This is a genomic window from Mycolicibacterium duvalii, from assembly GCF_010726645.1.
GTDB lineage: Bacteria > Actinomycetota > Actinomycetes > Mycobacteriales > Mycobacteriaceae > Mycobacterium > Mycobacterium duvalii.
The window spans coordinates 1,458,153-1,483,516 of the sequence record NZ_AP022563.1 but is presented as its reverse complement, the minus strand read 5'-3'; the positions used below and the strand labels follow the sequence as shown (position 1 = coordinate 1,483,516).

The window sequence follows — 25,364 nt, the reverse complement described above, 5'->3', positions numbered from 1 at the left end:
CCGCAGGCCCTACAGGTAGTTCTCGGGTCCGAGGAGCGCCCACACCGTCTTCCCGTCGGTCCTGGGGTGAGAGCCCCACGCGCGGCTCAGCGCCGCGACGATGGCCAGACCGGAGACGGTGTGGGCGCCGGACTCTGCATGCTCGTGCCGCACCGCGGGTCGATGGCTGCTGTCGCTGACCGCGACGGCCACGGTCCTCGGGCCGGCTTCGAGCACCAGCGTCGGTGCGCTCGAGGTGTGGCGCAGCACGTTGTCGATGAACACGGTGGCGATCGTCTGCGCGGTGATCCCGGCTTCCGGGCGATCCCATTCGTGCAGCCACTGCGAAATGAGCTGACGGCTTCCGCGCAGACTGCTCAGCGTGGCCGGTAGCTCGGCTCGAGCGCGCCGACGGACGCGGCGTGTGTCCACGATCAACTCGGAGTCTCCGGGTGAGTGGGCGTAGACGGGGACATAGCGCTCGATCGCGTTGCGTTTGATCGCGGCTCGGCGCTGGTCGTCGCTGCAGACCAGGATGATCGGGATGTCGGGCCACGTACTGACGTGCCAGCGGGCGCTGGTGAACGCCGTCCACGCTGAACCGGACGGCACCTGCAGGTTGCTGACGTCGACCTCGACGACTCTTGGCTCGTCGAGGGCGGCCTTGATGACGCTGTCGCGCACCTCCCGGTAGGTCGAGCTGTCCAGGTCCCCGACATCGCCAGGGTGATCCGGTCGGGTCCGTATCGGATGGTGATGGACACCAAGTGCTGTTCAGACATCTCGCGGAGTGGGTCGGGGTGTCGAGGGGGCCAGCCTCTCGCGCAGCACGGACTGGGCTTTGTCGGCCTCTTCGGCCAGCGCGAGGTAGCGGTCGCGCACCGCAGCCGACGTCGCCTTCACCGCGAGCTGATGCACCAGCCGCGACTTCTCATGCAGGATGCGGACCGCGATCCAGAGAGCCCGCTGGACTTCCTCATCACGCTCCGAGAGCAACGAGTCGGCTGTCCACGCGTGGCCCACCTGACAACGGAACCGCCCGTCGCCGAGGGCATGCAGGGAGCCGTTGCAGTCAGGGCAGGTGAACCCTGAAGGCGGGCCCAGAGACTCACCGCTGATACCGGTGGAGAAACGGTCCGCCATCGCGATGCGGTTCTCCAGCTCCATGTAACCGTCCGGCGGACGGGGGACGTCGCAGTCGCGGTGACGTTTGCAGAGTTTGCCGATCAGCGGGCCGAGGTCGGCAGCGGTGGCGGTCTGATCGACGACGCCCGCCTGGATTGCGTGCGCCGGCATGTCGGGAAACAACGCATCCGAAGGCGTCTGGCACAGGGTGACCCCGCCGCGGGCGCGGACCGCTGCCAGCCCGAGCACACCGTCGTCGAGCACCCCGGAGAGCAGCACCCCGATCGCGGCGGGGCCGAACGCGAGCGCGACCGAACGGAACATCGCGTTCAGGGCCGGGCGGTGGCCGTTCTCGCTCGGCCCATCCGAGAGCACGATCCGATGATCGCAGCTGAGCAGGTGGCGGCCCGGCACCGCGACATAGATGTGTTCTGCCTGCATGACGGCTCCCTGCTGGGCCGAGACCGCCCTGAGGGGACCCCGGCGTTCGATGATCTGCGCGAGCACACTCGGGCCGCCCGCGGACAGATGCAGCGCCATCAGCACCGCGTACGGCAGGTCCGCGGGCAGCCCGGCGGCGATCTTGGACAGCGCCTCCACGCCACCTGCCGATCCGCCGATCGCCACCACGCCCTCGGCCTGCTGCTCCGAGTCGGAGTTCACGAACGCGCGCATACCCCCACTATCGGCCGTTATGCAGACGATGAGGGGCAGACCGCTCATATCCGAAATACGAACGGTTCGGGACGCCGAACGAAGCGATCCGGTCGAAAAGTTTGCGTAGCCAACGAAGTGGACTCCCAACCTGATGGGTGCAGAGTCGCCGTCGTAGTGAGGGGTTGTATGAGACTGGCTTTGGTGGGGGATCTGTCGGACCGAACCTACGATCTCGCCACGATGGCCGACGCGCTGACCCGACGAGGCCACGACGTGCAGGTGTACTCCGCTGACGGCACCGACCGCCAGGCCCGGGACGCCCGCTACGTCCCGGTGCCGGTGCCGGTGCACACCATCGACGATCGCCGACCGGAAGCCCTCCTGCCGTTGGTCGGTGAGATGAGTCGATTTCTGCTCGATGCCTGGCAGTCCGACCGACCCGACGTCGTGCACTGCACCGGCCGGGCCTACGGGCTGGCCGCCCAACTGGCAGCCAAGAAGGCGCCGGTGGCCACAGTGCAGGGCTTTCACGGGCTGTCCACCACAGCTGCGCGGTATGCAAGACCCGCCGGCGCACCGAACGACGCGGCCAAGATCGAGGCCTTGTTGGCCAAGAACGCCACCATGGTGACCACCACCTGCACCGATGACAAACTCGAGGTGATCCGGATGGGGTGCCCCCGAGCGCGGGTCGCGGTGTTGCCGGCCGGTGTCGACGTCGACGAGGTCGGTGCCGCGACGCCACCGGCTACGCCGAGTCCGAGCCGCCACCGCGTGGTGTCACTGACACACAACCTCGCCGAACATTGCGGCGTCGACGAACTGATCACGGTGATGCCGTCACTGACCACCGCCGAGCTGACGATCGCCACGATGCAGCCGGCCGACCCGCGTGATCTCGACCGGGTACACCGCATGGTGCGGCGCGCCGGTGTCGGCGCCCGGGTCGGCGTGCTCGCCGCCCCCACCGAACACGAGCTCTGTGAGCTGCTCAGAACCGCCGACACGGCCGTGTGCCCGTCGGCCTACGACCCGCACGCGACCCTGGCGCTGCGGGCGATGGCATCGGGTGTGGCGGTGGTCGCGGTCGAGGCGGGTGGCCCGCGGGACGCGATCGTCGCCGACGTCACGGGGCTGCTCGTACCGCCCGGAAACACCCGAGCGCTGGGCCGCGCCGTGCACTCCGTGCTGCATCGGAGTGTGCTGCGGCAGGGCATGGGACTTGCCGGGCGGGCCAGAATCCGGTCGCGGTACTGCTGGGACCGAATCGCCACCGACGCGGAGATCGTCTATCAGGCTGCCGTGGAGGGCGTCGACGCCGCGCTGGCCCGGTAACAGCCACGCGGCCCACGAAAACGCCTGTCCAGAAGGTCATTTCGTATGGCTGGAAGGTTGCTGCCCGCCCCGTAGGACCTGCGTTTCCGCGCAATGGGCGAGCCAACGGCCCGATTCTGGCATTCTCGGCGCATGGACTCCGGTGTGGACGACGACTCCGACGAAGAGGCTGAGGCCTTCGAAGCACTTCTGCGGTATGTCCGGGATACCCGTGGGTTCGACTTCACCGGATACAAGCGCACCTCGCTGATGCGACGGGTGCCGCACCGCATGGAACAGGTGGGGCAGTCGTCGTTCGAGGAGTACCTCGACACGCTGCAGGCCTCCGCCGACGAGTTCTCCATGCTGTTCAACACGATTCTGATCAACGTCACCGGCTTCTTCCGGGACGCCCCGGCATGGGATTATCTGCGCGCCGAGGTCGTGCCGGCCCTGCTGGCCGAGCGGAATCCGTCCGACCCGATCAGGGTGTGGAGCGCAGGCTGTGCCTCCGGTCAGGAGGCCTACACGCTGGCGATGATTCTGGCCGAGGCCGTCGGCGCCGAGGAGTTCCGCCAACGCGTGAAAATCTACGCCACCGATGTCGACGATGAGGCGCTCAGTGAGGCGCGTACGGCCTCCTACGACGCCAAAGCCGTCGAATCGGTACCCGCAGAGCTGCTCGACCGGTACTTCGAGCCGGTCAACGGCCGGTACGTGTTCCACAAGGACCTGCGCCGCGCGGTCATCTTCGGACGCAACGACCTGGTCAGAGACGCCCCGATCTCGCGGGTCGACCTGCTGGTGTGCCGCAACACGCTGATGTACCTCAACGCCGACACCCAACGCAGCGTGCTCAGCCGCCTGCACTTCGCCCTGGCCCGCGAGGCGTGTTGTTCCTCGGCCACGCGGAGATGCTGCTGAGTCACACCGACCGGTTCACACCGCTGAATCTGAGGTATCGGATCTTCCGCCGGGTCAGCACCGACCCCGCCGGCGCTGAGCGCTCGGCGCCGGGCGGGATGGTTGAACGCCACGCCGAGGTCTCCGGGATGGACGCCATCCGCGACCTCGCGTTCCGCGCCAGTCCGGTGGCGCAGATCGTGGTCACCGGAGACGACACCGTGGCCATGATCAACCAACAGGCCGAGGTCACGTTCGGCCTGTCGGCTCGCGACATCGGCCGGGGACTGCGCGACCTCGACGTGTCCTACCGTCCGGTCGAGCTGCGCAGCCATGTCGAGCAGGCGAAGGTGGAACGCCGAACGGCCCTGATCCAGGATGTGCAGTGGCAGCGGGCGGGTTCGGATCCGGCATGGTTCGAGATCCACGTCGACCCCCTCGTCGACGTCGAGAACGGTCTGCTGGGGGTGTCGATCGTGTTCTTCGACGTCACCGCCAACCGCACCTTGATCGACCAGGTGGTGGAGACCAACCGCCAGGTCGAAACCGCCTACGAGGAACTGCAGTCCACCAACGAAGAACTCGAGACCACCAACGAGGAACTGCAATCGACGGTCGAGGAACTCGAGACCACCAACGAGGAACTGCAGTCCACCAACGAAGAACTCGAGACCATCAACGAGGAGCTGCAGTCCACCAACGACGAACTGCACACCATCAACGAGGCGTTGCGGGAACGCAGCCTCGAGCTCGACGAGGCCACCGCGTTCACCGAATCGCTGACCGGCTCGATACGCATGGGCCTGGCGGTGGTGGACCGTCAGATGCGGGTGATGCTGTGGAATCGCAAGTGCGAGGAACTCTGGGGTCTGCGTCGCGATGAAGCGCTCGGCGTGCCGCTGTCCAACCTCGACATCGGATTGCCGACCGAAGCCGTGAAGCCGTTGCTCGGCCGAGTCTTCGTGGATGCCGGCTCCATTGAGGAGATGACCGTCGACGCCGTCGACCGCCGGGGACGTTCTACGCGTATTAGGTTGATGTGCACAGCATTTCGCGGCACCGACGATTCGGTAAACGGTGCAGTGCTGCTGATGGAGGTGGTCGGGACTACCGATCAGGCAGAGGTGCGCGGCGCGTAGCGCAACAGGGCGGCCACCCCGTCGCGAGGGGCGACGCGCTCGTCCAGCGCAACCAGATTCGCGTCGACGGCGACCGCGGCCAACGGCAGCGCCTCGTCGGCGCGCACCGTGGTCGCCGAGCCTCCGGCACCGAGTTCGGAAAGCACCTCAGGGGTGGGGGCCAGCAGCGTCGGTGAATCTCCGACCAGGACTGTGGCAGCACCGATGTCACCGATCATCAACGTGTCGACCGCTCCTTCGCGCAATGCTGCGCACACCCCGGCGAGTCCCTCGGTGGCGAGGCCGGATTCCCGGTGCAGCTCGGCTTGAAAGCGTTGTGCGGCTTCGTCGATGGTATCGACACGGCGCAGCTGCAGACGGGTGTCGATATCGTGCCGCAGAGCCTCCTCGTCGATGCTGCCGCGGGCACCGGCGTTGACCTCCACCACACACTCGGCCACCCGCTGGGGGAGGTTGGCCACCAGGTCGGCCCGCGAGCGCACTTCCCCGACGACGAACACCAGCTCCGGCCCCACGTCGTCGAAGGTGGTGGTGACGACCGCAGCGGCTTCCTGAATGTTCTTCAGGCGCGCCCCCTCGGCGGTGCGCTGGGTGTCTCCGTAGCCCGCGTCCTCCGAACCCGACGCCTTGTGCACCGGGTAGGCGTCACCTTCGGCGGTGATGCTCTCGCTGCGCCCGTTGCGGTGGGACGTGACGTCGACGCCGGCGTGATCGACGACCACGGTGAGGTAGGGCGGGTCGTCGATTCCGTGGATGATCACCGGGACCAAGTAGGGCAGTGCCGACACCCGCGTGGTCGGGATGTCGGGAGAACGGATCAACCGCTCGACGAGTTGCGCGCCGTCGCGGGTCGCCACCACCGCCCTGCCACCGCGCCCGACAGGCTGCGCACCGGCCGACAGGCCACCGTGTACCGCCTCGATGAGGGCGTCGTCGGCGCCCTGCGCGCCCAACTCCTCGGCGACGGCGCGCCACCGCAGCTCGAACTGCTTCTCGGCGTCGGCGGTGTTGTGGGAGTCGTCGACGACCACAGAGGCGAACGGCCCCGCCGTGTCGACGAGCGGACGAAAACGTGTGGGCTGCATGCCTTGCTGGGTGCCCGCAGCCGCCGGAGTGAAACGTGGTTCAACCGTCCAGAAGTCGGGCGGCGAAGCGCAGATCGGCCACCAGCGACGCGAAAGACTCCTCGCGGGCGGCGTCCGGCGCACGCCGGTCCTCGAACAGCTGGCCGCCGCGGCACCGCTGCGCCGCGGCGGCCAGATCGTCGAGGTCCCGGCCCGGTGACAGGAAGTCCGCGGCGGTGGCCTTCGGGTTCGAGATGCTCGACGGGGTACCCGGCGCCGAGGCCACTGAGCGTGGCTACTTGCGCTTCCCGCGCCGCGACGTCGCGCGCACGGGCGGCACATCGGAGGCCATCACCGCGTCGGCGCGCTCCCACACCCGGTGCAGGCCCAGCGCGGCCACCAACTCGGCGCTGAACGACGTCGACACATCACCCGCGGTCAACACACCCGGTCCGGAGAGCGCGATATCCGCGCTTTCGAGCAGCTTGCGTCCGTCGCCCCACGCGCCCAGCGGCTTGCAGTGCCGGTACATCTCGTGCAACAGCACCGCGAGCTTGATGTCGAGCCGGTCGGGTGCCCCGTCGGCGATCACCACCGCGTCGAATTCGATCGAGCGGGCGGTGGTGAAGGTCCGGTCCACGGTGACGGTGCGGCGACCCGATTTGAGGGTGCCGCCGACCGGGGCCAGAACCATCGCCTTGGCGCCGACCTTGTCCAGTGCCTTGGCCAGCTTGGCCACACCGGCCAGATCGGAAGAGCCGTCGGCCACGACGGCCACCTTGCGGCCCGCCACCGGGCCGGGCGTGGTCACGACCTGGGAGAGCGCCGGAGACACGACCACGTCGGCCGGCGGGTTGCCCTTGGGCGCCGGCAGCCCGAGACCTTCGGCGACTTTCGCGCACAACTGCGCATCGACGTTGGCCAACACCTGCAGCTGCCGTTCCTTGATCGCCTGCTCGTAGCATTTCCCGAGTTCGAAGGTGAATGCCTCGGCGATGTGCGCCTGTTCTATGTCGGTCAGCGACCGGTAGAACATGGCCGCCTGGGTGAAGTGGTCGTCGAACGAGGCCGGCTGGCCGCGCATCACCTCGCCCTGGACCGGTCGCGGGGTCGGGACGTAGGCACCCTCGTCCTCGTCGGCGACCACCGGCTCACCGCCGTCGATGCTGTTGGGGCGGTACGGGGCCTGACCCGCGTGCACGGCCGTCTGGTGCATGCCGTCGCGCAACATGTCGTTGACCGGGCAGTGCGGACGGTTGATCGGCAGCTGGGTGAAGTTCGGGCCGCCCAGCCGGGTGAGCTGGGTGTCGAGATAGGAGAACAGCCGAGCCTGCATCAGCGGGTCGTTGGTCACCTCGATCCCGGGCACCAGGTTTCCGGTGTGGAAGGCGACCTGCTCGGTCTCGGCGAAATAGTTGGTCGGGTTGCGGTTCAGGGTGAGTTTGCCGATCAGCTGTACCGGCACCAGTTCCTCCGGCACGATCTTGGTCGGGTCCAGCAGGTCGATGCCGTCGTAGGAGTCAGTGCCGTCGTCGGGCATGACCTGCACGCCCAGTTCGTACTCCAGCGGGGCACCGGACTCGATGCCGTCGGCCATGTCCCGCCGGTGAAAGTCGGGGTCGCACCCGGCGGTGATCTGCGCTTCCTCCCAGACCTGGGAGTGCACGCCGGCCACCGGCTTCCAGTGGAACTTCACCAGGCTGGTCTGGCCCTTTGCATTGACCAGCCGGAACGTGTGCACGCCGAAACCCTCCATGGTGCGGAAGGAGCGCGGGATGCCGCGGTCGCTCATGTTCCAGAAGACATGGTGGGTGGCCTCGGTGTGCAGCGACACGAAGTCCCAGAAGGTGTCGTGCGCCGACTGGGCCTGTGGGATCTCCACGTCGGGATGCGGCTTGCCGGCATGGATGATGTCGGGGAACTTGATGCCGTCCTGGATGAAGAACACCGGCATGTTGTTGCCGACCAGGTCGAAGTTGCCTTCGTCGGTGTAGAACTTGACCGCGAACCCACGGGTGTCGCGCACCGTGTCGGCCGACCCACGCGACCCCAGCACCGTGGAGAACCGGCAGAACACCTCGGTCTGCTTGCCCTTGGCGGCCAGGAACGCGGCCTTGGTGAATTTGGCGCCGTTGCCGTAGGCCTCGAAGACGCCGTGCGCGGCGGCGCCGCGGGCGTGCACCACCCGCTCGGGGATGCGTTCGTGGTCGAAGTGGGTGATCTTCTCCCGCAGATGGAAGTCCTCCATCAGCGTCGGACCGCGCACGCCGGCCTTGAGGGAGTGGTCGGTGTCGGGGATGCGCACTCCTTGAGCGGTGGTCAGGTAGCGGCCCTGCTGGCTGCGCGGATCGTCCTGTGGCGCAGTCCCCTTCACTGCCCCGGTGGCGCTGACATCGGCGGGTGCGGATTGCTTCGGGCGGCGGGCGGCGGGCATCGGGCCTCCAGGGAAAAGCGGGTGGTTTGCGGGCGAACGTGCCCGTACCCTCTGCGTCCGGCGATAAACCCGGAGATGAATGTCGTGCCCCCGCGGCGATCGTGTCCCGACCCTGGGATGTCGGTCGGATTCGGTAGGGTCCTGCGCGTGAATTCGAGCACTGTGCAGGGTCCAGCCCCCGCCGCCGTGAAGAGCGTAAACACCCGTCTCGCTGAGGAACTGGGGGTGGCTGAGCGGCAGGTCGCGGCCGCGGTGCGGCTGCTCGACGATGGTGCCACCGTGCCGTTCATCGCCCGGTACCGCAAAGAGGTCACCGGCAGCCTCGACGACGGCCAACTGCGCCGGCTCGAAGAACGGCTGGGCTATCTGCGCGAACTCGACGACCGCCGCGCCGCGGTGTTGGCCTCGATCGCCGAACAGGGAAAACTGACCGACGAACTGACCGCCGCGTTGGCTGCCGCCGAGACCAAGGCCCGGGTCGAGGACATCTACCTTCCGTTCAAGCCGAAACGCCGGACCAAGGCCCAGATCGCCAAGGAGGCCGGGCTCGAGCCGCTGGCCGAGCGACTGCTCGCGGATCCGGCGGTGCTCCCCGAGAGCGCGGCGGCGGCATTCGTCGCCGCCGGGGTCGCCGACACCGCGGCCGCTCTCGACGGTGCCCGCCACATCCTGGTCGAGCGGGCGGCTGAGGACGCCGAGCTGGTCGGCGCGCTGCGAGAACGGTTGTGGGAGCAGGGTTCGGTGCGTGCGCGTCCGTCCGGCGACACCGCGGCCACCAGCCCCGCAGCACAGAAGTTCCGCGACTACTTCGACTTCTCCGAGTCGCTGGCCCAGATGCCGTCGCACCGGGTGCTGGCGGTGTTACGCGGCGAGAAAGAGCAGGTCCTCGCGCTGACCGTGGACCCGGGCGAGGACGGACCGTATGAGGTGATGATCGCCGAGGCGCTGGGCGTCGACCTGGCCGCAGGGGCGGCGGCCACGCCGTGGCTGGCAGCCACCGTCGGATTCGCGTGGCGCACGCGGCTGTCGGTGTCGGCGTCGGTGGACGCACGGGTGCGGCTGAAGATGCGCGCCGAGCAGGACGCCGTCACCGTGTTCGCCCGCAACCTCAAAGATCTGCTGCTCGCGCCGCCTGCGGGCAACCGTGCCACGCTGGGCCTGGACCCGGGCTTCCGGACCGGGGTCAAGGTCGCCGTGGTCGACGGCACCGGCAAGGTCGTCGAGACCGCGACCATCTACCCGCACCCGCCGCAGAAGCAGTGGGACGCCGCCAAGGCGGTGCTGGCCGCGCTGGTCGCCCGCCACGGCGTCGAACTGATCGCCGTCGGCAACGGCACCGCGTCACGGGAAACCGACGCGCTGGCCGCCGAACTGGTCGCCGACATAGGGGCGGCCGGGGGAACGGCACCGACCAAGGCGATGGTCAGCGAGGCCGGCGCGTCGGTGTACTCCGCGTCGGCCTACGCCGCGCACGAGCTGGGCGCTCTCGACGTCACGCTGCGCGGTGCGGTGTCGATCGCGCGCCGGCTGCAGGACCCGCTGGCCGAGCTGGTCAAGATCGAGCCGAAGTCGATCGGGGTGGGCCAGTACCAGCACGACGTGGCGCCGGCGATCCTGGCGCGCAGCCTCGGCGCGGTCGTCGAGGACGCCGTGCATGCTGTCGGCGTCGACCTCAACACCGCATCGGTGCCGCTGCTGGCCCGGGTCTCGGGGATCAGTGAGTCGCTGGCCGAGGCCATCGTCGCGCACCGGGACGAGGCCGGCAGATTCACCAGTCGGGCCGCACTGCTCGATGTTCCGCGTCTGGGGCCCAAGGCTTTCGAGCAGTGCGCCGGCTTCCTGCGAATCCGCGACGGCGAGGACCCGCTCGACGGTTCCGGCGTGCACCCCGAGTCGTATCCGGTGGTTCGCCGGATCCTCGACCGGGCCGGGGTCACGCTGGCCGAGATCATCGGCAACCAGCGTCTGCTGCGGGGACTGAAGCCCGGCGAACTGGCCGACGAACGGTTCGGTGTCCCCACCGTCACCGATATCCTGGCGGAGCTGGAAAAGCCCGGACGCGACCCGCGTCCGGCGTTCACCACCGCCACCTTCGCCGACGGTGTCGAGAAGGTGGCCGATCTGAAGGTGGGCATGGTGCTCGAGGGTGTGGTCACCAATGTGGCCGCGTTCGGCGCGTTCGTCGACGTCGGCGTGCACCAGGACGGCCTGGTCCACGTATCGGCCATGTCGGACCGGTTCGTCTCCGACCCGCACGAGGTGGTCCGGTCCGGGCAGGTGGTTCGGGTCAAGGTGGTCGACGTCGATGTCGAGCGGCAACGCATCGGGTTGAGCCTGCGCCTGGGCGATGACGTCCGCCCCGACCGAGCCAACCGGGGGAGCGGCGGCGCGGATCGGCGCCGCCCCAAGGAGCAGCGCTCCGCCCAGCCGAACCGGCAGAAAGGCAACGACAGTCGCCGCCGGGAGTCCGGGCGGCCCGGCGGCGCGATGGCCCAGGCGTTGCGCGAGGCGGGCTTCGGGCGGTGACCGCGGCGGCGCACCGCCTCCCGGTCGCGGTAGTGGTCGGGGCGGTCGCGCTGGTCGCCTGCACCCGCACGGTCGACAATCCGCAGCCGCGTCCGGAGACGTTGGCCGCACCGATCTCCACGCTGCAGGTCGCCGACCTGCTCAGCCCGAAAGTCGCTGAGGGCGAAGGCAATCTGTTCGTATCCGTCGACCCCGAGCGCTGCAGCGGGCTGGCCCGGGAGGTGGAGCCACCCTTCCTGCGCGCCGGGCGCCCGATGGCCACCGACGGCGGCCACTGGACCTCCGACGACAGCGCGGTCTATGTCGAGGAGATGGCCGCGGTGTACCGGTTCGACTTCGACGGTCCGGCAGCGCTGCAGAGCGCGCGCGAGACCATCGCTTCGTGCCGGGACACCCCGCTGTCGGTCACCACGATGCGGGGCCGCACGTATGTCTTCACCGCCGCACCGGAGCCGGCCCAGGATTCCGAGGACAGTGTGCGGTGGTCTCTTCGAGCGTCCGACTGGAACTGCGACAACGTGTTCGTCGCCGCCCACAACGCCGCCGTCGAGATCACCACCTGCGGCGCCGGCGGTGGATTGGACACCGCGTCACTGGCCGCCGACGCCCGTGCGCGCATCGAAGCCCTGGCCAACACCACCGCCTAGCGCTAGCGCAGATCCTCCTCGGCAGCGGCCAGCGCCGCGAACTCCTCGTCGGGGGAGTTGGCCACCAGATGGTGGCGGCTGTAGATGCCGAAGTACGCCATGAACGCCGCGAACACGACCAGACAGCACAGGGCGGCGATGTGGTCGACCAGGAACGTCGCGATCACCGCCAGCACCGCGATCACCAACGCGAAGCCGGTGGTGACCACGCCGCCCGGGGTCCGGTACGGACGCGGCATCTCCGGGGCCCGCACGCGCAGCACGATGTGGCTGACCATCATCAGCACGTAACTCAGCGCCGCGCCGAACACCGCCATGTTGAGCAGCAGGGCACCCTGGCCCGTCAGCGACAACGCGAAGCCGATCAGTCCGGGGATGATGAGCGCCAGCGTCGGTGCCTTACGGCGGTTGGTCACCGACAGCACCGTCGGCAGGTAACCGGCGCGGGAGAGCGCGAACAACTGCCGCGAGTAGGCGTAGATGATCGAGAAGAAGCTCGCGACCAGACCGGCCAGTCCGATGTAATTGACCACCGTGGCCCAGGTGCTGCTGCCGAGCGCTTCGACCAACGGATTGCCCGACTCCGACATCGCCGCGGCGCCGCCGGCCCCGGTGGTCAACACCAGGACGGTCACGCAGGTGACCAGCAGCACCGCGATCGCCGCGATGATGCCGCGGGGGACGTTGCGTTTCGGGTCCTCGGCTTCCTCGGCGGCCAATGGCACGCCCTCGACGGCCAGGAAGAACCAGATCGCGAACGGTAGCGCCGCCCACACGCCGAGCAGGCCGAACGGCAGCAGCGACGAGGCGCCGGCCGCGTCGGTCACCGGGATGTCGGTCAGGTTGGCCGAATCGAACTGGCCGGCCGCGGCGATGGCGAAGATGACCAGACCGACCAGGGCGATCGCGGTGATCACGAACATGACCTTCAGCGCTTCGCCGACGCCGGCCAGATGGATGCCGACGAAGATGACGTACGCGGCGAGGTACACCCACCAGCCGTCCTGGATGCCGAACAGATTCAGCGATTCGACGTAGGCGCCGATGAACGTGGCGATCGCCGCCGGGGCGATCGCATACTCGATCAGAATGGCGGTCCCGGTGGCGAAGCCGCCCCACGGCCCCAGGGCCCGCCTCGCGAACGTGTAGCCGCCGCCGGCCGCGGGCAGGGCCGAGGAGAGCTCGGCCATCCCGAGCACCAGAGCCAGGTACATGCAGGCGATCACCGCCGCGGCGATCGCCAAACCGCCGAAACCACCTTCGGCCAAACCGAAGTTCCATCCGGAGTAATCACCCGAGATGACGTAGCCGATGCCGAGGGAAGCCAGCAGAACCCAACCCGCACTACCGCTTTTGAGCTGACGCTTCTCCAGATAGTCGGGCGTCTCGCGATGCGCTTCGAAGCTGTGGGCCTTATGGTCGGTGCGACGGTCGGTACTCATGACATACGACTCCGTTCGACGGTGTGAGCTGCACATTACGGAACGACGGGGATCGGCGCCGTGTAACGGCTTGTCACCTATACCCGATTAACCGCACACACTGCTCGGACGACGGAAGGACTTGCCCGTGGGCGTCGTGATGGGGCTGTCGCTGACCTCCGACGAGGTGGTGTGGGTGATCATCACCGACGAGGAGCACCCGGCTGTGGTCGACCATGACGCTCGTCAGGTCACCGACGGCGGCGCGGACGTCGTCGTCGCCTCGGCGCGCAGCGCCCACGTCGTCGCGACCTCCGATGGCCTGGCCATCGACACCGTCCGGATCACCGGGCGCGACGGTGTGCCCGCCGATCTGGTTGTTCGTCTGCGGGCCTTGGGATTCCGACACGTCGAGGTCGTAGATTTCGACGAGGCGCTGGCCGCGGGACAGAGGTGCGCGCCGCAGCTGCAGGCGGCCGCCGGTGCGGCCGTCAGCCGGCCCGACGCCGCGACGCCGCCGGTGCCGGCCCCGCGCCGCCGCGGAGTGATGGCGGCGCTGGTCGGTACCGCCGCCGCGGCAGTGCTGTCGGTGTTGTTCCTGACCACCGGATCGGTGCCGGCGCAGAGCGCGCACGCGGCCCCCGCGGTGCCGGCGGGACCCGCCGCGGTCGAGTCCGGGTGGCGGATCGTGCCGGTGGTGTCTCCGTCCACCGCCACCCAGACCCGCAAATTCGTCACCGCGGCGCCACCCCGGACGTCCGCGCCCGTCTACTACTCGGCATCCGCGCCCAAGACCGCCGCGCCGGCTGCTGGTGCGACCGCCACACCGGCGCTCCAGAACTCTGCCGTCACTGGCGAGCAACATCTCACCGGGACCGCCCTGCCGGCCGGTCCGCAACCGGTCCCGGCGTCGGACAGCGGAACAGTGATGACAGATCTGTCGAACTTGTTCACTGCACTGCCCTGAACCGCTTACCGTCGAGGGGTGACAGCCCCACCCCAGGTCGCTTCGCCGACCCGTGACATCGTCGAATACGCCCGCCGCATGCGCGAACTCGTGGCTGCCGAGGCCGCCGCGTCGGAGCGCGGCAGAACGCTGACGGCGCCGATCGTCGAGGCGATGTGGTCGACGGGATTGATGACCGCCTTCAACCCCGGCCCGGCGGGCGGCGTCGAGCCCTCGTTTGCCGAGATGATCGAGACCTGGATCGAAATGGCCTGGCAGGACGGCTCATTCGGTTGGATCGGCATCGCCAACCTGCCGTCCTCGTTCGCGGCCGCGTGCTATCTGCCCGACGACGGTTTCGCCGAGGTGTTCACCGACAACGCCAACCGCGTCACGATGGGCGGGCAGTTCTTTCCCAACGGCCAGGGCGTCGCGGTCGAGGGCGGTTACCGGCTGACCGGCGCCTGGAGCTTCGGATCCGGAACCGGCCACTCCGAGTACGTCGCGGCGGGCTTCTTCCCGATGGACGACGGGCAGATGCGGTGGGTCAGTGAAGGGGTGCCCGACATGCAGGTTGCGGTCGTGCCCCGCGGCGAGGTCACCTTCACCGACGGCTGGCACGTGCAGGGCCTGAAGGGCACCGGCTCCTACGACTACCGCATCGAGGACGTGTTCGTTCCCCACCGCCGGACCTTCGCGTTGTTCACCCGCGACCCGCACCGCGGCAGTTCGGCGGCCACCCGGATGGGCATGATGCCGGTGACCGCCGCCGGGCACGCGGCGTGGGCGCTGGGCGTGGCCAAGAGCATGCTCGATGACGTCAGCGAGCTCGCGGCCACCAAGTACCGGATGAGCGACATGGCGGCGCTGGCGACCCGCCCGACCTTCCAGAAGGGGCTGGCCCATCACGTCGCGGCGTGGCGGGCGGCCCGCCTGTTGGTGCTCGACGCGTTCAGCACGGCCGAGACCGCGGTCGCCGACGGTGCCGAGCTGACCTCGACGATGCGGGCCGACATGCGGGTGGCGGCGGTGTTCGCCACCGACACCGCCCGGCAGTGCGCCGAGTGGGCCCACCTGGTGGCGGGTACCAGCGCGATCCGGGAGGGCAGCCGCCTCGAGCGCGCGTTCCGGGATCTGTACACCGGCACCCAGCACGCGTTCATCAGCGAGAAGGTCGCCATCGACGCGGCGCAGGTGTGGCTGGGCATCGTCGAGGACCAGTTCGGGCTCTAACCTTCAGCGACCTCGTCGAGGAAGCGCCGACTGGCCAGCAGGTAGCACCCGATGGCCGCCAGGTGCATCACCGGCACCACGCACAGCAATGCGCGGCCCAGCGACATGGCCCCCAGGCTGTCCCGCAGCGCGTCGCTGATCATGCCGGTCACCAGTGGCCCGACCGAGCCGAGGATCGCGCTGAAGAACAGGAACACCGCCGAGGCGGTCGCCCGCTGTTCGGGTGGCACCAGCCGCTGGATCGCCGCGATCGACGGTGCCATGTAAGCCGTCCCGACGACATAGCTCAACGCGATGAAGATCACCGCGACGGCGCTGCCACCGACCAGGAAGCCCAGCGTGGAGAACGGCAGCAGCGCCGCGGTCAGCACCGCCACCAGCCACAGCAACCAGCGGGGGTCGCGGGCCGAGAGCCGGTCGGCGATGCGGCCGACGAGCAGCAGCCCCAGGATGCCGGTCAGACCGGTGGCCAGCCCGTAATAGAGGCCGACGTCGCCGAGCGACATGCCGCGGGCGCGCATCAGAAAAGCCGGTGCGAAGGTGGTCAGCGCGTACCCGGCCACCGAGATGCACGCCGCTCCGGACACGATCGCCAGATAGCTGGGTTTACGCAGAATCTGCCACCAGCTTCCGGATACCGGTGGGGCGACCGCGACCGCGACCGTGGCCTCGGCGCGCGGCGACTGGCGGCGCCCGACCACCGCCAGCACCACCGGGACGAATGCGACGGACAGGGCGCCCATGATGACGAACGCCGACCGCCAGCCGAGCGCCTGGGCCAGCAGGCCGCCCCCGATCAGGCTGGCCGCGCTGGCCAGCGGGATCGCCAGCGTGATGACCGCCAACGGGGCGGCGCGCCGCTCAGGAGGGAAGTTGCGGGCCACGTAGGCGTGGGCGGCGGGGGTGGACCCGGCCTCACCGATGGCGACGCCGACCCGGGTCAGCGCCAGCTGGACACCGGACTGCACCGCGCCGCCGAGCATCGTCATCACGCCCCACAGCGACAGGCACCCGGACACCACCAGGCCATACGCGCCCCGGTCGGAGATTCGGGCGATCGGGATGCCGATCAGTGCGTACACCGCGAGAAAGCCGAAACCGTTGATCACCCCGATCGCGGTGTCCGACAGCGCGAGATCCTGGCGGATCGGTTCGGCGAGCACCGCGGGCAGGAACCGGTCGGCGTAGTTCAACGTCCCCACCACGGCGAGCACCGATACCGCCGCCCAGGCCCGGCGTGGGGTGTGGGTCTCGTCGGTCAGTACGGGTGACGGTGCCGTCATCGGGACCTCCTCGCCCACAGCGCGTTACAGACGGCCATCAGAATGTCATGATCCGCGCGAGCGGGGACGGCGATCCGGCCGTGTCGGGCCCGGGCGCGGCGGGAACCCGGTACACATCCCGCCCCGGGTGGTTAACTATGCTAATCAACCTGACGCCGAACCGACCGAAGGTGAGCTGATGACCCTGACCAAGACCGCGCTGTCCACCGCCATCGCCGGCGCTGCGGCGGCCGGGATGTTGTTGGTCGGCGGCGCGCCGGTGAGCGCGCAACCGGCGCCTCCGCCGCTGCCGGCGCTGGGCGAGCAGCCACCGGCGTGGGCTCCCCCGAAGCCGGCCGAGGTGTGGATCGGCCAACCGGTGGTGTGGAACTCGGCCTGGGGTGGACGATGGGGCGTGTGGATCAACGGCGGCTGGATCTCGTTGACGTCGAATCCGGTCACCGGGGGCGGCTGATCGGATGGACCGCGGACCGTACGTCCGCCACATGTCTAGCTAGGCTATACAATCGCTGCGGAACGAACCGCACCACGGAGCAGGAGTAACGATGACCGGACTGATGGGTCGCGTCGCGCGCGCGGGTCTGGGGATTCTCGGTGCCACGGCGGTGAGCCTGACGCTGGCCGGCCCGGCTACGGCGGATTCCACCGACGACTATCCGATTCCGCGCCGGATCATCCACACGCAGTGCGACGTCGAGCAGTACATGGCCGCCGCCCGCGACACCAGCCCGATCTACTTCGAGCGGTACATGATCGACCGCAGCAACCGGCCCGCAGACGTCCAGCAGGCCGCGTTCGACCGGATTCATTGGTTCTTCTCGCTGGATCCCGTGGGTCGCCGCCAGTACTCGGAGAACACGGCCACCAACGTCTTCTATGAACAGGTGGCCACGCGGTGGGGCAACTGGGCGAAGTTGTTCTTCAACAACAAGGGTGTGGTGGCCCACGCCACCGACGTCTGCATGAACTACCCACGCGGCGACATGTCGGTGTGGGACTGGCCGGTCGCCAGATAGTCTCTGCACCAACGAAATCCGCCCCGCGCATCGTGCGCGGGGCGGTTCTTCTTCGTTGGCCTACCGGGCCTGGTCGAGGATCGGCAGCTTGTCGGGACAGTAGGTGCGCAGCCCGGCCGCCAAGAACTTCCACGCCTGCTCGGTGGTGGAGCCCCGCTGCAGCTGGTTGTGCACGAACTCGGCCGCCTCGAACGCGTCGGCGTCCACACCGGTGGCGATCCGCTTGCAGGTGATCTTGCCGATCCAGGCGTTGTAGTCCTTCTGCCCGTAGATCCCGTAGGTGTTGAGCTCGTTGGTGAACGCGGTGTCCGGGTCGGCCGCCGCCGGTGCGGCGAAGATCAACCCTGCCGCCGGTGCGGCGAAGGTCAACCCCATCGCCACCGTCGCCGCACCGATCAGTGCACGCCTCATGCTTTCACTCCTTCTGACGGATCCGATTGCAGCCCACCGGGTCTCGGCCAGGGCGACGGCACCGGCCGGGTACGGACCCGTTGCGGCCACCAGAACCACGGGCCCAGCAGCGCGGCGATCGACGGCGTCATGAACGCCCGGATCACCAGGGTGTCGAACAACAGCCCCAGCCCGATCGTGGTACCGACCTGCCCGATCACGGTCAGCTCGCTGACCGACATCGACATCATGGTAAACGCGAAGACCAGTCCGGCGGCGGTTACCACCGACCCACTGCCGCCCATGGCCCGGATGATGCCGGTGCCGATGCCGGCATGGATCTCCTCTTTGAGCCGGGATACCAGAAGGAGGTTGTAGTCGGCGCCGACGGCCAGCAGGATGATCACCGCCATCGCCAGCACCATCCAGTGCAGCGGCTGTCCGAGGATGTGCTGCCAGAACAGCACCGACAGACCGAACGACGCGCCCAGGGACAGCACGACCGTGCCGACGATCACCGCGGCGGCGACGATGGCCCGGGTGAGCAACAGCATGATGATGAAGATCAGTGCCATGGCCGCGATCCCGGCGATCAGGAGGTCGTAGTTGTTGCCGTCCTGCATGTCCTTGTACACGGCTGCGGTTCCGCCGAGGTAGATCTTGGATCCTTCCAGCGGCGTGCCTTTGATCGCTTCCTTGGCGGCGGTCTTGATGTCATCGATGCGCTCGATGCCCTCCGGGGTCAGCGGATCCCCCTCGTGGCTGATGATGAAGCGCACCGCATGACCGTCGGGGGACAGGAACTGCTCGAGACCGCGCTGGAAGTCCTTGTTCTCGAAGATCTCCGGCGGCAGGTAGAACGAGTCGTCGTTCATCGAGTCGTCGAAGGCCTCACCCATGGCGTCGGCGTTCTCCGACATCGCCGCCATCTGATCCTGCATGCCCTTCTGCGACTGATACATCGTCAGCATCATCGTGCGCATGGTCTTCATGGTCTGGATCATCTCGGGCATCAGCGCGACCATCTGCGGCATCAGCGCGTCGAGCCGCTGCATGTCAGGCAACAGTGCCTTGATGTCGTCGGTCATCAGGTTGATGCCGTCGAGCGTGTCGAACACCGACCGCATCGCCCAGCAGACCGGGATGTTGAAACAGTGTGGTTCCCAGTAGAAGTAGTTGCGGATGGGCCGGAAGAAGTCGTCGAAGTTGGCGATGCTGTCGCGCAGGTCCTCGATGTTGCCGACCATGCCTTCCATCTTGGTCACCATGTCGTGGGTGATCGAGGCCATCTCCTCGGTCAGGTTCGACATCTTCTCCATCGTCTTGATGGTGTTGGCCATCTCGTCGGCCTGCACCAGCATGTCGGCCATCCGGTCCTGCATGTACTTCTCGTTGAGCCGCTGGGTGGTGCCCTGCATGCTCATCTGGAACGGAATCGACGTGTGTTTGATCGGCTTGCCGTCGGGGCGGGTGATCGCCTGGACGCGGGCGATGCCCTCGACATCGAACAGCGCCTTGGCGATCTTGTCGATCACCAGGAAGTCCGCGGAGTTGCGCAGGTCGTGGTCGCTCTCCACCATCAGCAGCTCGGGGTTCATCCGGGCCTGCGAGAAGTTCCGGTCGGCCACCGCGTATCCCTGGTTGGCGGGCAGATCCGCCGGCAGGTAGTTGCGGTCGTTGTAGTTGGTCTCGTAGCCGGGCAGGGTCAGCAGGCCCACCAGGGACAGGGCGATGGTGGCGACCAGGATCGGGCCGGGCCAACGCACCACGGCCGCACCGATCTTGCGCCAGCCCCGAATCCGCATCGCGCGCTTGGGTTCCAGCAGCTTGCCGAAGCGGGTGACGATGCTGATGATCGCGACCATCAGCACCACGCCCGCCATCACGACGACGAACATGCCGATGGCAAGCGGCACACCCATCGTCTGGAAGTACGGCAGGCGGGTGAAGCTGAGGCAGAAGGTCGCGCCGGCGATGGTCAGGCCCGAGCCCAGCACGACGTGGGCGGTGCCGTGAAACATCGTGTAGAACGCGGACTCCTTGTCCTCGCCCAGTGTGCGCGCTTCCTGGTAGCGGCCGTTGAGGAAGATCGCGTAGTCGGTGGCGGCCGCGATCGCGAGCGTCACCAACAGGTTCGTCGCGAACGTGGAGAGTCCGATGATCTCGTGGTAGCCGAGGAACGCCACCACCCCGCGTGCGGTCAACAGCGACAACACCACCATGAACAGCGTGATGATCACCGTCAGGATCGACCGGTAGACCAACAGCAACATGACGATGATGACGGTGAAGGTCGCGGCCTCGATCAGCCGCATACTGCGGTCGCCGGCGATGTGCTGGTCGGCGGCCAGCGCCGCGGGGCCGGTGACGTAGGCCTTGACGCCCGGCGGTGGCTCCAGGCTGCCGACGAGATCCTGAACGGCCTCGACGGATTCGTTGGCGATCGCCTCACCTTGGTTACCAACCAGTTTGACCTGGACGTAGGCGGCCTTGCCGTTGTTGCTCTGCGACCCGGCGGCGGTGAGCGGATCGCTCCAGAAGTCCTGCACCGACTGCACATGCGCGGTGTCGGCCTCGAGCCGATCGACCAATTCGTCGTACCAGGCGTGTGCCTCGTCGCCGAGCGGTTCCTCGCCCTCGAAGACGACCATCACCGAGCTGTCGGAGTCGCCCTCCTCGAACAGCTCGCCGACCTTCTTCATCGAGATCATCGACGGCGCGTCGTCGGGGCTCATCGACACCGCCTGCATCTGCCCGACGGTTTCCAGCTGCGGCACGCTGACGTTGAGGAACGCGATCACGCCGATCCAGATGAGCACGATCGGCACCGCGAACGTGCGGATCAACCGCGGGATCAGTGGGCGGTGCGGGGGCCGGGCAGGCGGGAAGGCGTCGGTCGGGGCGTCGTTGACGGAGGTGCTCATGCGTTCTTCACCAGACAGAAGGTCTGGGCATTGACGCCGGTGGAGGTGCGCTCGTCCTTCAGTTCGTCATCGACGTAGATCCGGCAGGTGATGGTGCTGCCGTCGCCCTGCGCGACGATGTTCGGCGCGGCCGAGGGCTCGGTGGTGCTCAGGGTCAGCGACCACGGCAGCGCCACCGCATCGACACGTTGCGGCTTGGCCTCCAGGTCGAGATAGTTCACGTCGGCGTACGATCCGGTGCCGCTGATCTCATAGCGCACCACCTTGGGGTCGAAAGGCTCCGGAAGGTCGGCGAAGTTGCGGGGTGTCTCGATGATGCCCTCGGAACCGAAGAAGGTGCGGATGCGCGATACTGTGAGTCCGGCGATCACCACGACGACCACGATCAGCAGCGGGAGCCACGTCTTTTTCAGGACGGCGATCATGACGTCAGATCCCGGCACATGCCCCGCATCCCACCTTCACGCGTCGTATCGATTGTTCGGACGATCGTAACTTAGCCGGTATAACTTCTCACTCGGCGCCAGATTAGCTCAAGTCATTGTGTTGCTGCCAACGTGAGGACGGCGACTGCGGTCCAGATCACCATGCAACCCTTGACCGGCGTCGAACCGCGCTGCTACACATACCGAACCCGGAATGCTGTGCGGTCGCCCAACCGCGGCCGTTGAGGAGCGTGCACTCGATGACGGTGTACTACGACCCCTATGAGGTCGGAATTACGACCGACCCGTACCCGACATATGCCGCCCTGCGGGACGAGGCGCCCCTGTACTACAACAAACGCTACGACTTCTGGGCGCTGTCGCGGCACTCCGACGTCGAGAAGGCTCTGTCGGATTGGGAGACGTTCTCCAACAGCCGCAGCGACATCCTCGAACTGGTCAAGTCCGAGTTCGACATGCCCAAGGGCGTGATGATGTTCGAGGATCCGCCGGCGCACACCATGTTGCGGGGGTTGATGGCGCGGGTGTTCACGCCGCGCCGGATGGCCGAGATCGAGGACCAGATCCGGCAGTACTGCATCGCCTGCCTGGACCCGCTCGTCGGATCCGGAGGATTCGACATCATCGCCGAGTTGGCCGCGATGATGCCGATGCGGGTGATCGGGATGCTGCTGGGCATTCCCGAGTCCGAACAGGTGTCGGTACGCGACGCCAATGATGCCAACCTGCGCACCAAGCCCGGCGCGCCGATGAAGGTCGCCGACGCCGACCGTATCGCCGACGGCCGCATCTACGCCGACTACGTGGAATGGCGGTCGGCCAACCCGTCCGATGACCTGATGACGGCCCTGCTCAACGTCGAGTTCACCGACGAGCAGGGCGTGCACCGCAAGCTCACCCGCAAGGAAGTGCTGCACTACACCCAGGTGGTGGCCGGGGCCGGAAACGAGACCACGGGCAGGCTGATCGGCTGGCTGGCCAAAGTGCTCGCCGAGCATCCGGAGCAGCGGCGCGAGATCGCCGAGGACCGGTCCCTACTGCTGCGCGCGGTCGACGAGACGCTGCGCTTCGAACCGACCGGTCCGCACGTCGCCCGCTGGATGGCCCGGGACTTCCAGGCCTACGGCATGACGGTGCCGGCCGGCAGCGCCATGCTGCTGCTGTTCGGCGCGGCCAACCGCGACGAGCGCCGCTACCGCGACCCGGACACCTTCGACCTCCACCGCGACAACATCAGCCACCTCACCTTCGGTAAGGGTCTGCATTACTGCTTCGGCGCGAACCTGGCCCGAATGGAGGGGCGCGTCGCACTCGACGAGCTCCTCAACCGGTGGCCCGAGTGGGACATCGATTACGCGACCGCGCGGCTGGCGCCCACCTCCACCGTCCGCGGCTGGGAGCACCTGCGGATGCTGGTGAACTGACCGCTCTCAGCCGGAGGCGTCGTCGTGGTCGGATGCGTCCCGGTCGGCATCGTGGCTGCCTGTCGCGTCGAGCACGCTGACCGCGATGCCGTAGGGCAGAAAGCGCACCCGGCGCTTGGGGTCGGTGTTGTTCTTGTTGGCGCGTAGCGCGTCCAGCTCGGTGGGGTACACCTGCTCGATGTGCGCGCCGCCGGCGTCGTCGACGGTGTAGATGGCCCACACGCCGTCACCGGTGTCACCGGTGGTCGGCGGCTCGGCATGCCGACCGGACGGCCGGGTGAACTCGCCGAACAGCGCCGACCAGCCCGAGCGTTCGGAAGTCGACATGAATCTGCCGAGGCCGTCGAGCACCTCGCGCAGCCCTTCGCCGGCTTCGCGCACGACACGGTCGAAGTCCTCGGGGTCGAAGCCGAACGGCCCGCTGCTGCTCATGGTGGTTCCTCCTGACGGCCGGGCGGACGCGCTCGGCGTTACCGTCCAGTGTGCCCGCCCCGGCGAGGGGAGTCGACTGCTGCAGCGTCAAGTGGTAGGCAACGATATGGCGTTCACCCGGGCTGACGTGCTGACCGCGGCACAGCGGTCGCTCCTGGCCGCCAATGCGCATGACCGGGACGGCTGGATCGGGCTGTTCACCGACGACGGGCGGGTCGAAGACCCGGTCGGGTCCACGCCGCACCGCGGCCGCACCGCGATCGCCCGGTTCTATGACACGTTCATCGGCCCGCGGACCGTGGACTTCCGCGCCCACCACGACATCGTCAGCGGCACCACGGTGGTGCGCGACGTGACACTCGAGATCGCGATGTCGTCCGCGCTGACGATGCAAGTGCCCACGTTCATCCGCTACGACCTGCGGGAGGAGAACGGCGCGCTGCGGATCGCGGCGCTGTCGGCGTACTGGGAACTGCCCTCGATGGTCGGCCAGTTCGTCCGCGGCGGGGTGGCCGCGCTACCGGCGGGGGCGGCGCTGGGGCGGACCATGCTGACCAATCAGGGGCTCATCGGCAGCCTCGGGTTCGCCGGGGGGTTCTTCACCTTGGGCTCGGCCGGCAAGAAGTTGTTCGCGAGCTTTCTCGGTGCGGCGTGCAGCGGCGATGAGGTCGGCTTGCGCCGCGTCACCGCGGCGACCTCGCTGACCCGAGGTGACGACGGTCCGGCCACCACGTCGGAGCTGGCGGCCGAGATGTCCGGGGCGCGCTGGGACAAGCTGATCGCCTCCGGTCGTTCGGTGGCTGCGCGGGTCGAGCGCGACGGAACCGCCGGAGTGCTGTTCGGCCAGGTGCGCGGTCGGGTGGGACAGGAACGCGCGGCCCTGTCCCGGCTGTGCTGGTTCACCGATCAGACCTGAACACGACGCCGCCGATCGGCGGGGTTGTCACATTGTGCGCGGACGGCATGCAAAGCTGACACCACCATGGTTAACTCCGCCGACGCTGCGACTTACGTGTCCTACGAGGAATTCGGCCGCCGGTTCTTCGAGGTCGCGGTCAACGAAGAACGCGTCGGCAGCGCGATTGCCGAGATCGCGGGGGAGGCCTTCGAGATGGGCCCGATCGCCCAGGGCCCCGGCAAGCTGGCCAAGGTCACGGCCAAAGTGCGGATCCAGGCGCCGCGGGTCAGTCGCAACCTCGGTGAGCTGATCACCTTCGCGATCCGGATCCCGCTGGAGATCGACATGGTGGTCGACCTGCGCATCGACAAGCCGAAGTTCATGGTGTTCGGCGAGATCGCGCTCAAGGCGACCGCGCGGGCCGCCGAGCCGCTGCTGCTCATCCTCGACGTCGAGAAACCCCGGGCCTCCGACATCTCTATCCATGTCACCTCCAAGACGCTGCGCGCCGAGGTGGTCCGCATCGTCGGTGGCGTCGACGCCGAGATCAAGCGCTTCATCGCCATGCACGTCGCCGGCGAGATCGACAGCCCGGAATCGCAGCAGGCCAAGGTCATCGACGTAGCCCAGCAGCTCGACGAGACGTGGACCGGGATCTGAACGCCGACGCGCAACGGCGGGGGTGACGGTGGCCAGGCTCAGCGCCGGTCTGTTGTTGTACCGCGACACCGGGGGCCGTCTCGAGGTGCTGATCGGCCATCCCGGCGGCCCGTTCTGGGCCCGCAAAGACGATGGCGCATGGTCGATTCCCAAGGGGGAGTACGACATCGGGGAGGATCCGTGGACCGTCGCGCAGCGGGAGTTCGAAGAGGAGCTCGGCAAGCCGGCACCGGCGGGCCCGCGAATCGATCTGGGGGAACTCCGCCAACCCAGCGGCAAGGTGACCACCGCTTTCGCCGTGCACGGTGACCTCGATCTCGACGGCACCGTCAGCAACACGTTCACCCTGGAATGGCCCCGCGGCTCGGGACGACTCACCGAGTTCCCGGAGATCGACCGGGCGCAGTGGTACGACCTGGCCGCCGCGAGGGTCAAGCTGCTCAAGGGGCAGCGGCCACTGCTGGACCGGTTGCTCGCCGCGCTCGACGTCGACGAATAGCGCC

22 protein-coding genes and 1 pseudogene are annotated in these 25,364 nt (G+C 68.1%); 12 read left to right on the top strand and 11 right to left on the bottom strand.

Going from position 1 to position 25,364, the window contains the following annotated elements; translation table 11 throughout:
- Positions 1 to 9: 9 nt before the first annotated feature.
- A complete protein-coding gene (locus G6N31_RS06765; RefSeq protein WP_234815430.1) occupies positions 10 to 663 on the bottom strand; it encodes an ATP-binding protein in 654 nt (217 codons plus the stop codon).
- Positions 664 to 753: 90 nt separating this feature from the next.
- A complete protein-coding gene (locus G6N31_RS06760) occupies positions 754 to 1,779 on the bottom strand; it encodes a chemotaxis protein CheB (protein WP_098004961.1) in 1,026 nt (341 codons plus the stop codon).
- Between the two features lie 168 nt (positions 1,780 to 1,947).
- Between G6N31_RS06760 and G6N31_RS06755 the strand changes: the two genes are divergently transcribed.
- Together G6N31_RS06755 and G6N31_RS06750 are read left to right on the top strand one after the other, a co-directional pair.
- Positions 1,948 to 3,096: a glycosyltransferase family 4 protein gene (locus G6N31_RS06755; protein ID WP_098004962.1), complete on the top strand. Its 1,149-nt coding sequence runs from the start codon at positions 1,948 to 1,950 to the stop codon at positions 3,094 to 3,096.
- Positions 3,097 to 3,228: 132 nt separating this feature from the next.
- Positions 3,229 to 5,117 (top strand): annotated as a pseudogene (locus G6N31_RS06750) (CheR family methyltransferase).
- Here the strand turns inward: G6N31_RS06750 and G6N31_RS06745 are convergent.
- Genes G6N31_RS06745 through G6N31_RS06735 form a run of 3 tightly spaced genes read right to left on the bottom strand, consistent with a single transcriptional unit; the run spans position 5,093 to position 8,615 of the window.
- Positions 5,093 to 6,202: an Rv2629 family ribosome hibernation factor gene (locus tag G6N31_RS06745; RefSeq protein ID WP_098004963.1), complete on the bottom strand. Its 1,110-nt coding sequence runs from the start codon at positions 6,200 to 6,202 to the stop codon at positions 5,093 to 5,095. The pseudogene G6N31_RS06750 and the gene G6N31_RS06745 overlap by 25 nt on opposite strands.
- Before the next feature lie 40 nt (positions 6,203 to 6,242).
- Positions 6,243 to 6,467 carry a hypothetical protein gene (locus G6N31_RS06740; protein ID WP_098004964.1) on the bottom strand — a complete coding sequence of 75 codons (225 nt, stop codon included), beginning with the start codon at positions 6,465 to 6,467 and terminating at the stop codon, positions 6,243 to 6,245.
- Between the two features lie 9 nt (positions 6,468 to 6,476).
- A complete protein-coding gene (locus tag G6N31_RS06735) occupies positions 6,477 to 8,615 on the bottom strand; it encodes a catalase (protein WP_098004965.1) in 2,139 nt (712 codons plus the stop codon).
- Positions 8,616 to 8,732: 117 nt separating this feature from the next.
- Here G6N31_RS06735 and G6N31_RS06730 point away from each other — a divergent pair, with 117 nt between their 5' ends.
- Both G6N31_RS06730 and G6N31_RS06725 read left to right on the top strand, forming a co-directional pair.
- On the top strand, positions 8,733 to 11,141 hold the full coding sequence (locus G6N31_RS06730; protein ID WP_098004966.1) for a Tex family protein: 2,409 nt from the start codon (positions 8,733 to 8,735) through the stop codon (positions 11,139 to 11,141).
- A complete protein-coding gene (locus G6N31_RS06725; RefSeq protein WP_098004967.1) occupies positions 11,138 to 11,788 on the top strand; it encodes a sensor domain-containing protein in 651 nt (216 codons plus the stop codon). The genes G6N31_RS06730 and G6N31_RS06725 overlap by 4 nt, the downstream gene beginning before the upstream one ends.
- A gap of 2 nt (positions 11,789 to 11,790) precedes the next feature.
- On the opposite strand, the gene eat is transcribed toward G6N31_RS06725, so the two are convergent.
- The gene (gene eat / locus G6N31_RS06720; RefSeq protein ID WP_098004968.1) at positions 11,791 to 13,230 is read right to left on the bottom strand and encodes an ethanolamine permease; all 1,440 of its coding nucleotides are present in this window, start codon (positions 13,228 to 13,230) and stop codon (positions 11,791 to 11,793) included.
- Positions 13,231 to 13,357: 127 nt separating this feature from the next.
- Here eat and G6N31_RS06715 point away from each other — a divergent pair, with 127 nt between their 5' ends.
- Together G6N31_RS06715 and G6N31_RS06710 are read left to right on the top strand one after the other, a co-directional pair.
- Complete coding sequence (locus tag G6N31_RS06715) at positions 13,358 to 14,176, top strand: hypothetical protein (protein ID WP_098004969.1); 819 nt, start codon at positions 13,358 to 13,360, stop codon at positions 14,174 to 14,176.
- 78 nt (positions 14,177 to 14,254) lie between these two features.
- A complete protein-coding gene (locus G6N31_RS06710; RefSeq protein ID WP_098004970.1) occupies positions 14,255 to 15,388 on the top strand; it encodes an acyl-CoA dehydrogenase family protein in 1,134 nt (377 codons plus the stop codon).
- On the opposite strand, the gene G6N31_RS06705 is transcribed toward G6N31_RS06710, so the two are convergent.
- Positions 15,385 to 16,671 carry a spinster family MFS transporter gene (locus tag G6N31_RS06705; protein WP_098004983.1) on the bottom strand — a complete coding sequence of 429 codons (1,287 nt, stop codon included), beginning with the start codon at positions 16,669 to 16,671 and terminating at the stop codon, positions 15,385 to 15,387. The genes G6N31_RS06710 and G6N31_RS06705 overlap by 4 nt on opposite strands.
- A gap of 178 nt (positions 16,672 to 16,849) precedes the next feature.
- On the opposite strand from G6N31_RS06705, the gene G6N31_RS06700 reads away from it, so the two are divergent.
- Positions 16,850 to 17,125, top strand: a complete 276-nt coding sequence (locus tag G6N31_RS06700; RefSeq protein WP_098004971.1) for a hypothetical protein — start codon at positions 16,850 to 16,852, stop codon at positions 17,123 to 17,125.
- 91 nt (positions 17,126 to 17,216) lie between these two features.
- Entirely contained in the window at positions 17,217 to 17,687 is a 471-nt protein-coding gene (locus G6N31_RS06695; RefSeq protein ID WP_098004972.1) for a DUF5078 domain-containing protein, read from the top strand.
- A gap of 60 nt (positions 17,688 to 17,747) precedes the next feature.
- On the opposite strand, the gene G6N31_RS06690 is transcribed toward G6N31_RS06695, so the two are convergent.
- From G6N31_RS06690 to G6N31_RS06680, 3 genes are read right to left on the bottom strand one after another with little or no spacing between them, the layout of a single operon-like run.
- On the bottom strand, positions 17,748 to 18,098 hold the full coding sequence (locus tag G6N31_RS06690; protein WP_098004973.1) for a DUF732 domain-containing protein: 351 nt from the start codon (positions 18,096 to 18,098) through the stop codon (positions 17,748 to 17,750).
- Positions 18,095 to 21,001, bottom strand: a complete 2,907-nt coding sequence (locus tag G6N31_RS06685) for an MMPL/RND family transporter (RefSeq protein ID WP_098004974.1) — start codon at positions 20,999 to 21,001, stop codon at positions 18,095 to 18,097. Before G6N31_RS06685 ends, G6N31_RS06690 begins: the two co-directional genes overlap by 4 nt.
- On the bottom strand, positions 20,998 to 21,426 hold the full coding sequence (locus G6N31_RS06680) for an MmpS family transport accessory protein (protein ID WP_098004984.1): 429 nt from the start codon (positions 21,424 to 21,426) through the stop codon (positions 20,998 to 21,000). The genes G6N31_RS06685 and G6N31_RS06680 overlap by 4 nt, the downstream gene beginning before the upstream one ends.
- Before the next feature lie 260 nt (positions 21,427 to 21,686).
- Here G6N31_RS06680 and G6N31_RS06675 point away from each other — a divergent pair, with 260 nt between their 5' ends.
- On the top strand, positions 21,687 to 22,871 hold the full coding sequence (locus G6N31_RS06675; protein WP_098004975.1) for a cytochrome P450: 1,185 nt from the start codon (positions 21,687 to 21,689) through the stop codon (positions 22,869 to 22,871).
- 6 nt (positions 22,872 to 22,877) lie between these two features.
- Here the strand turns inward: G6N31_RS06675 and G6N31_RS06670 are convergent, their stop codons facing one another.
- Positions 22,878 to 23,303: an Rv0313 family protein gene (locus G6N31_RS06670; protein WP_098004976.1), complete on the bottom strand. Its 426-nt coding sequence runs from the start codon at positions 23,301 to 23,303 to the stop codon at positions 22,878 to 22,880.
- A gap of 91 nt (positions 23,304 to 23,394) precedes the next feature.
- On the opposite strand from G6N31_RS06670, the gene G6N31_RS06665 reads away from it, so the two are divergent.
- The 3 genes from G6N31_RS06665 to G6N31_RS06655 all read left to right on the top strand — a co-directional run bounded on the left by G6N31_RS06665 (position 23,395) and on the right by G6N31_RS06655 (position 25,360).
- Positions 23,395 to 24,219, top strand: coding sequence for a nuclear transport factor 2 family protein (locus G6N31_RS06665; protein WP_234815431.1), 825 nt, complete (start codon positions 23,395 to 23,397; stop codon positions 24,217 to 24,219).
- 66 nt (positions 24,220 to 24,285) lie between these two features.
- The gene (locus G6N31_RS06660) at positions 24,286 to 24,861 is read left to right on the top strand and encodes a hypothetical protein (protein WP_098004978.1); all 576 of its coding nucleotides are present in this window, start codon (positions 24,286 to 24,288) and stop codon (positions 24,859 to 24,861) included.
- Positions 24,862 to 24,889: 28 nt separating this feature from the next.
- Positions 24,890 to 25,360, top strand: a complete 471-nt coding sequence (locus G6N31_RS06655; protein ID WP_098004985.1) for an NUDIX hydrolase — start codon at positions 24,890 to 24,892, stop codon at positions 25,358 to 25,360.
- Positions 25,361 to 25,364: the final 4 nt, after the last annotated feature.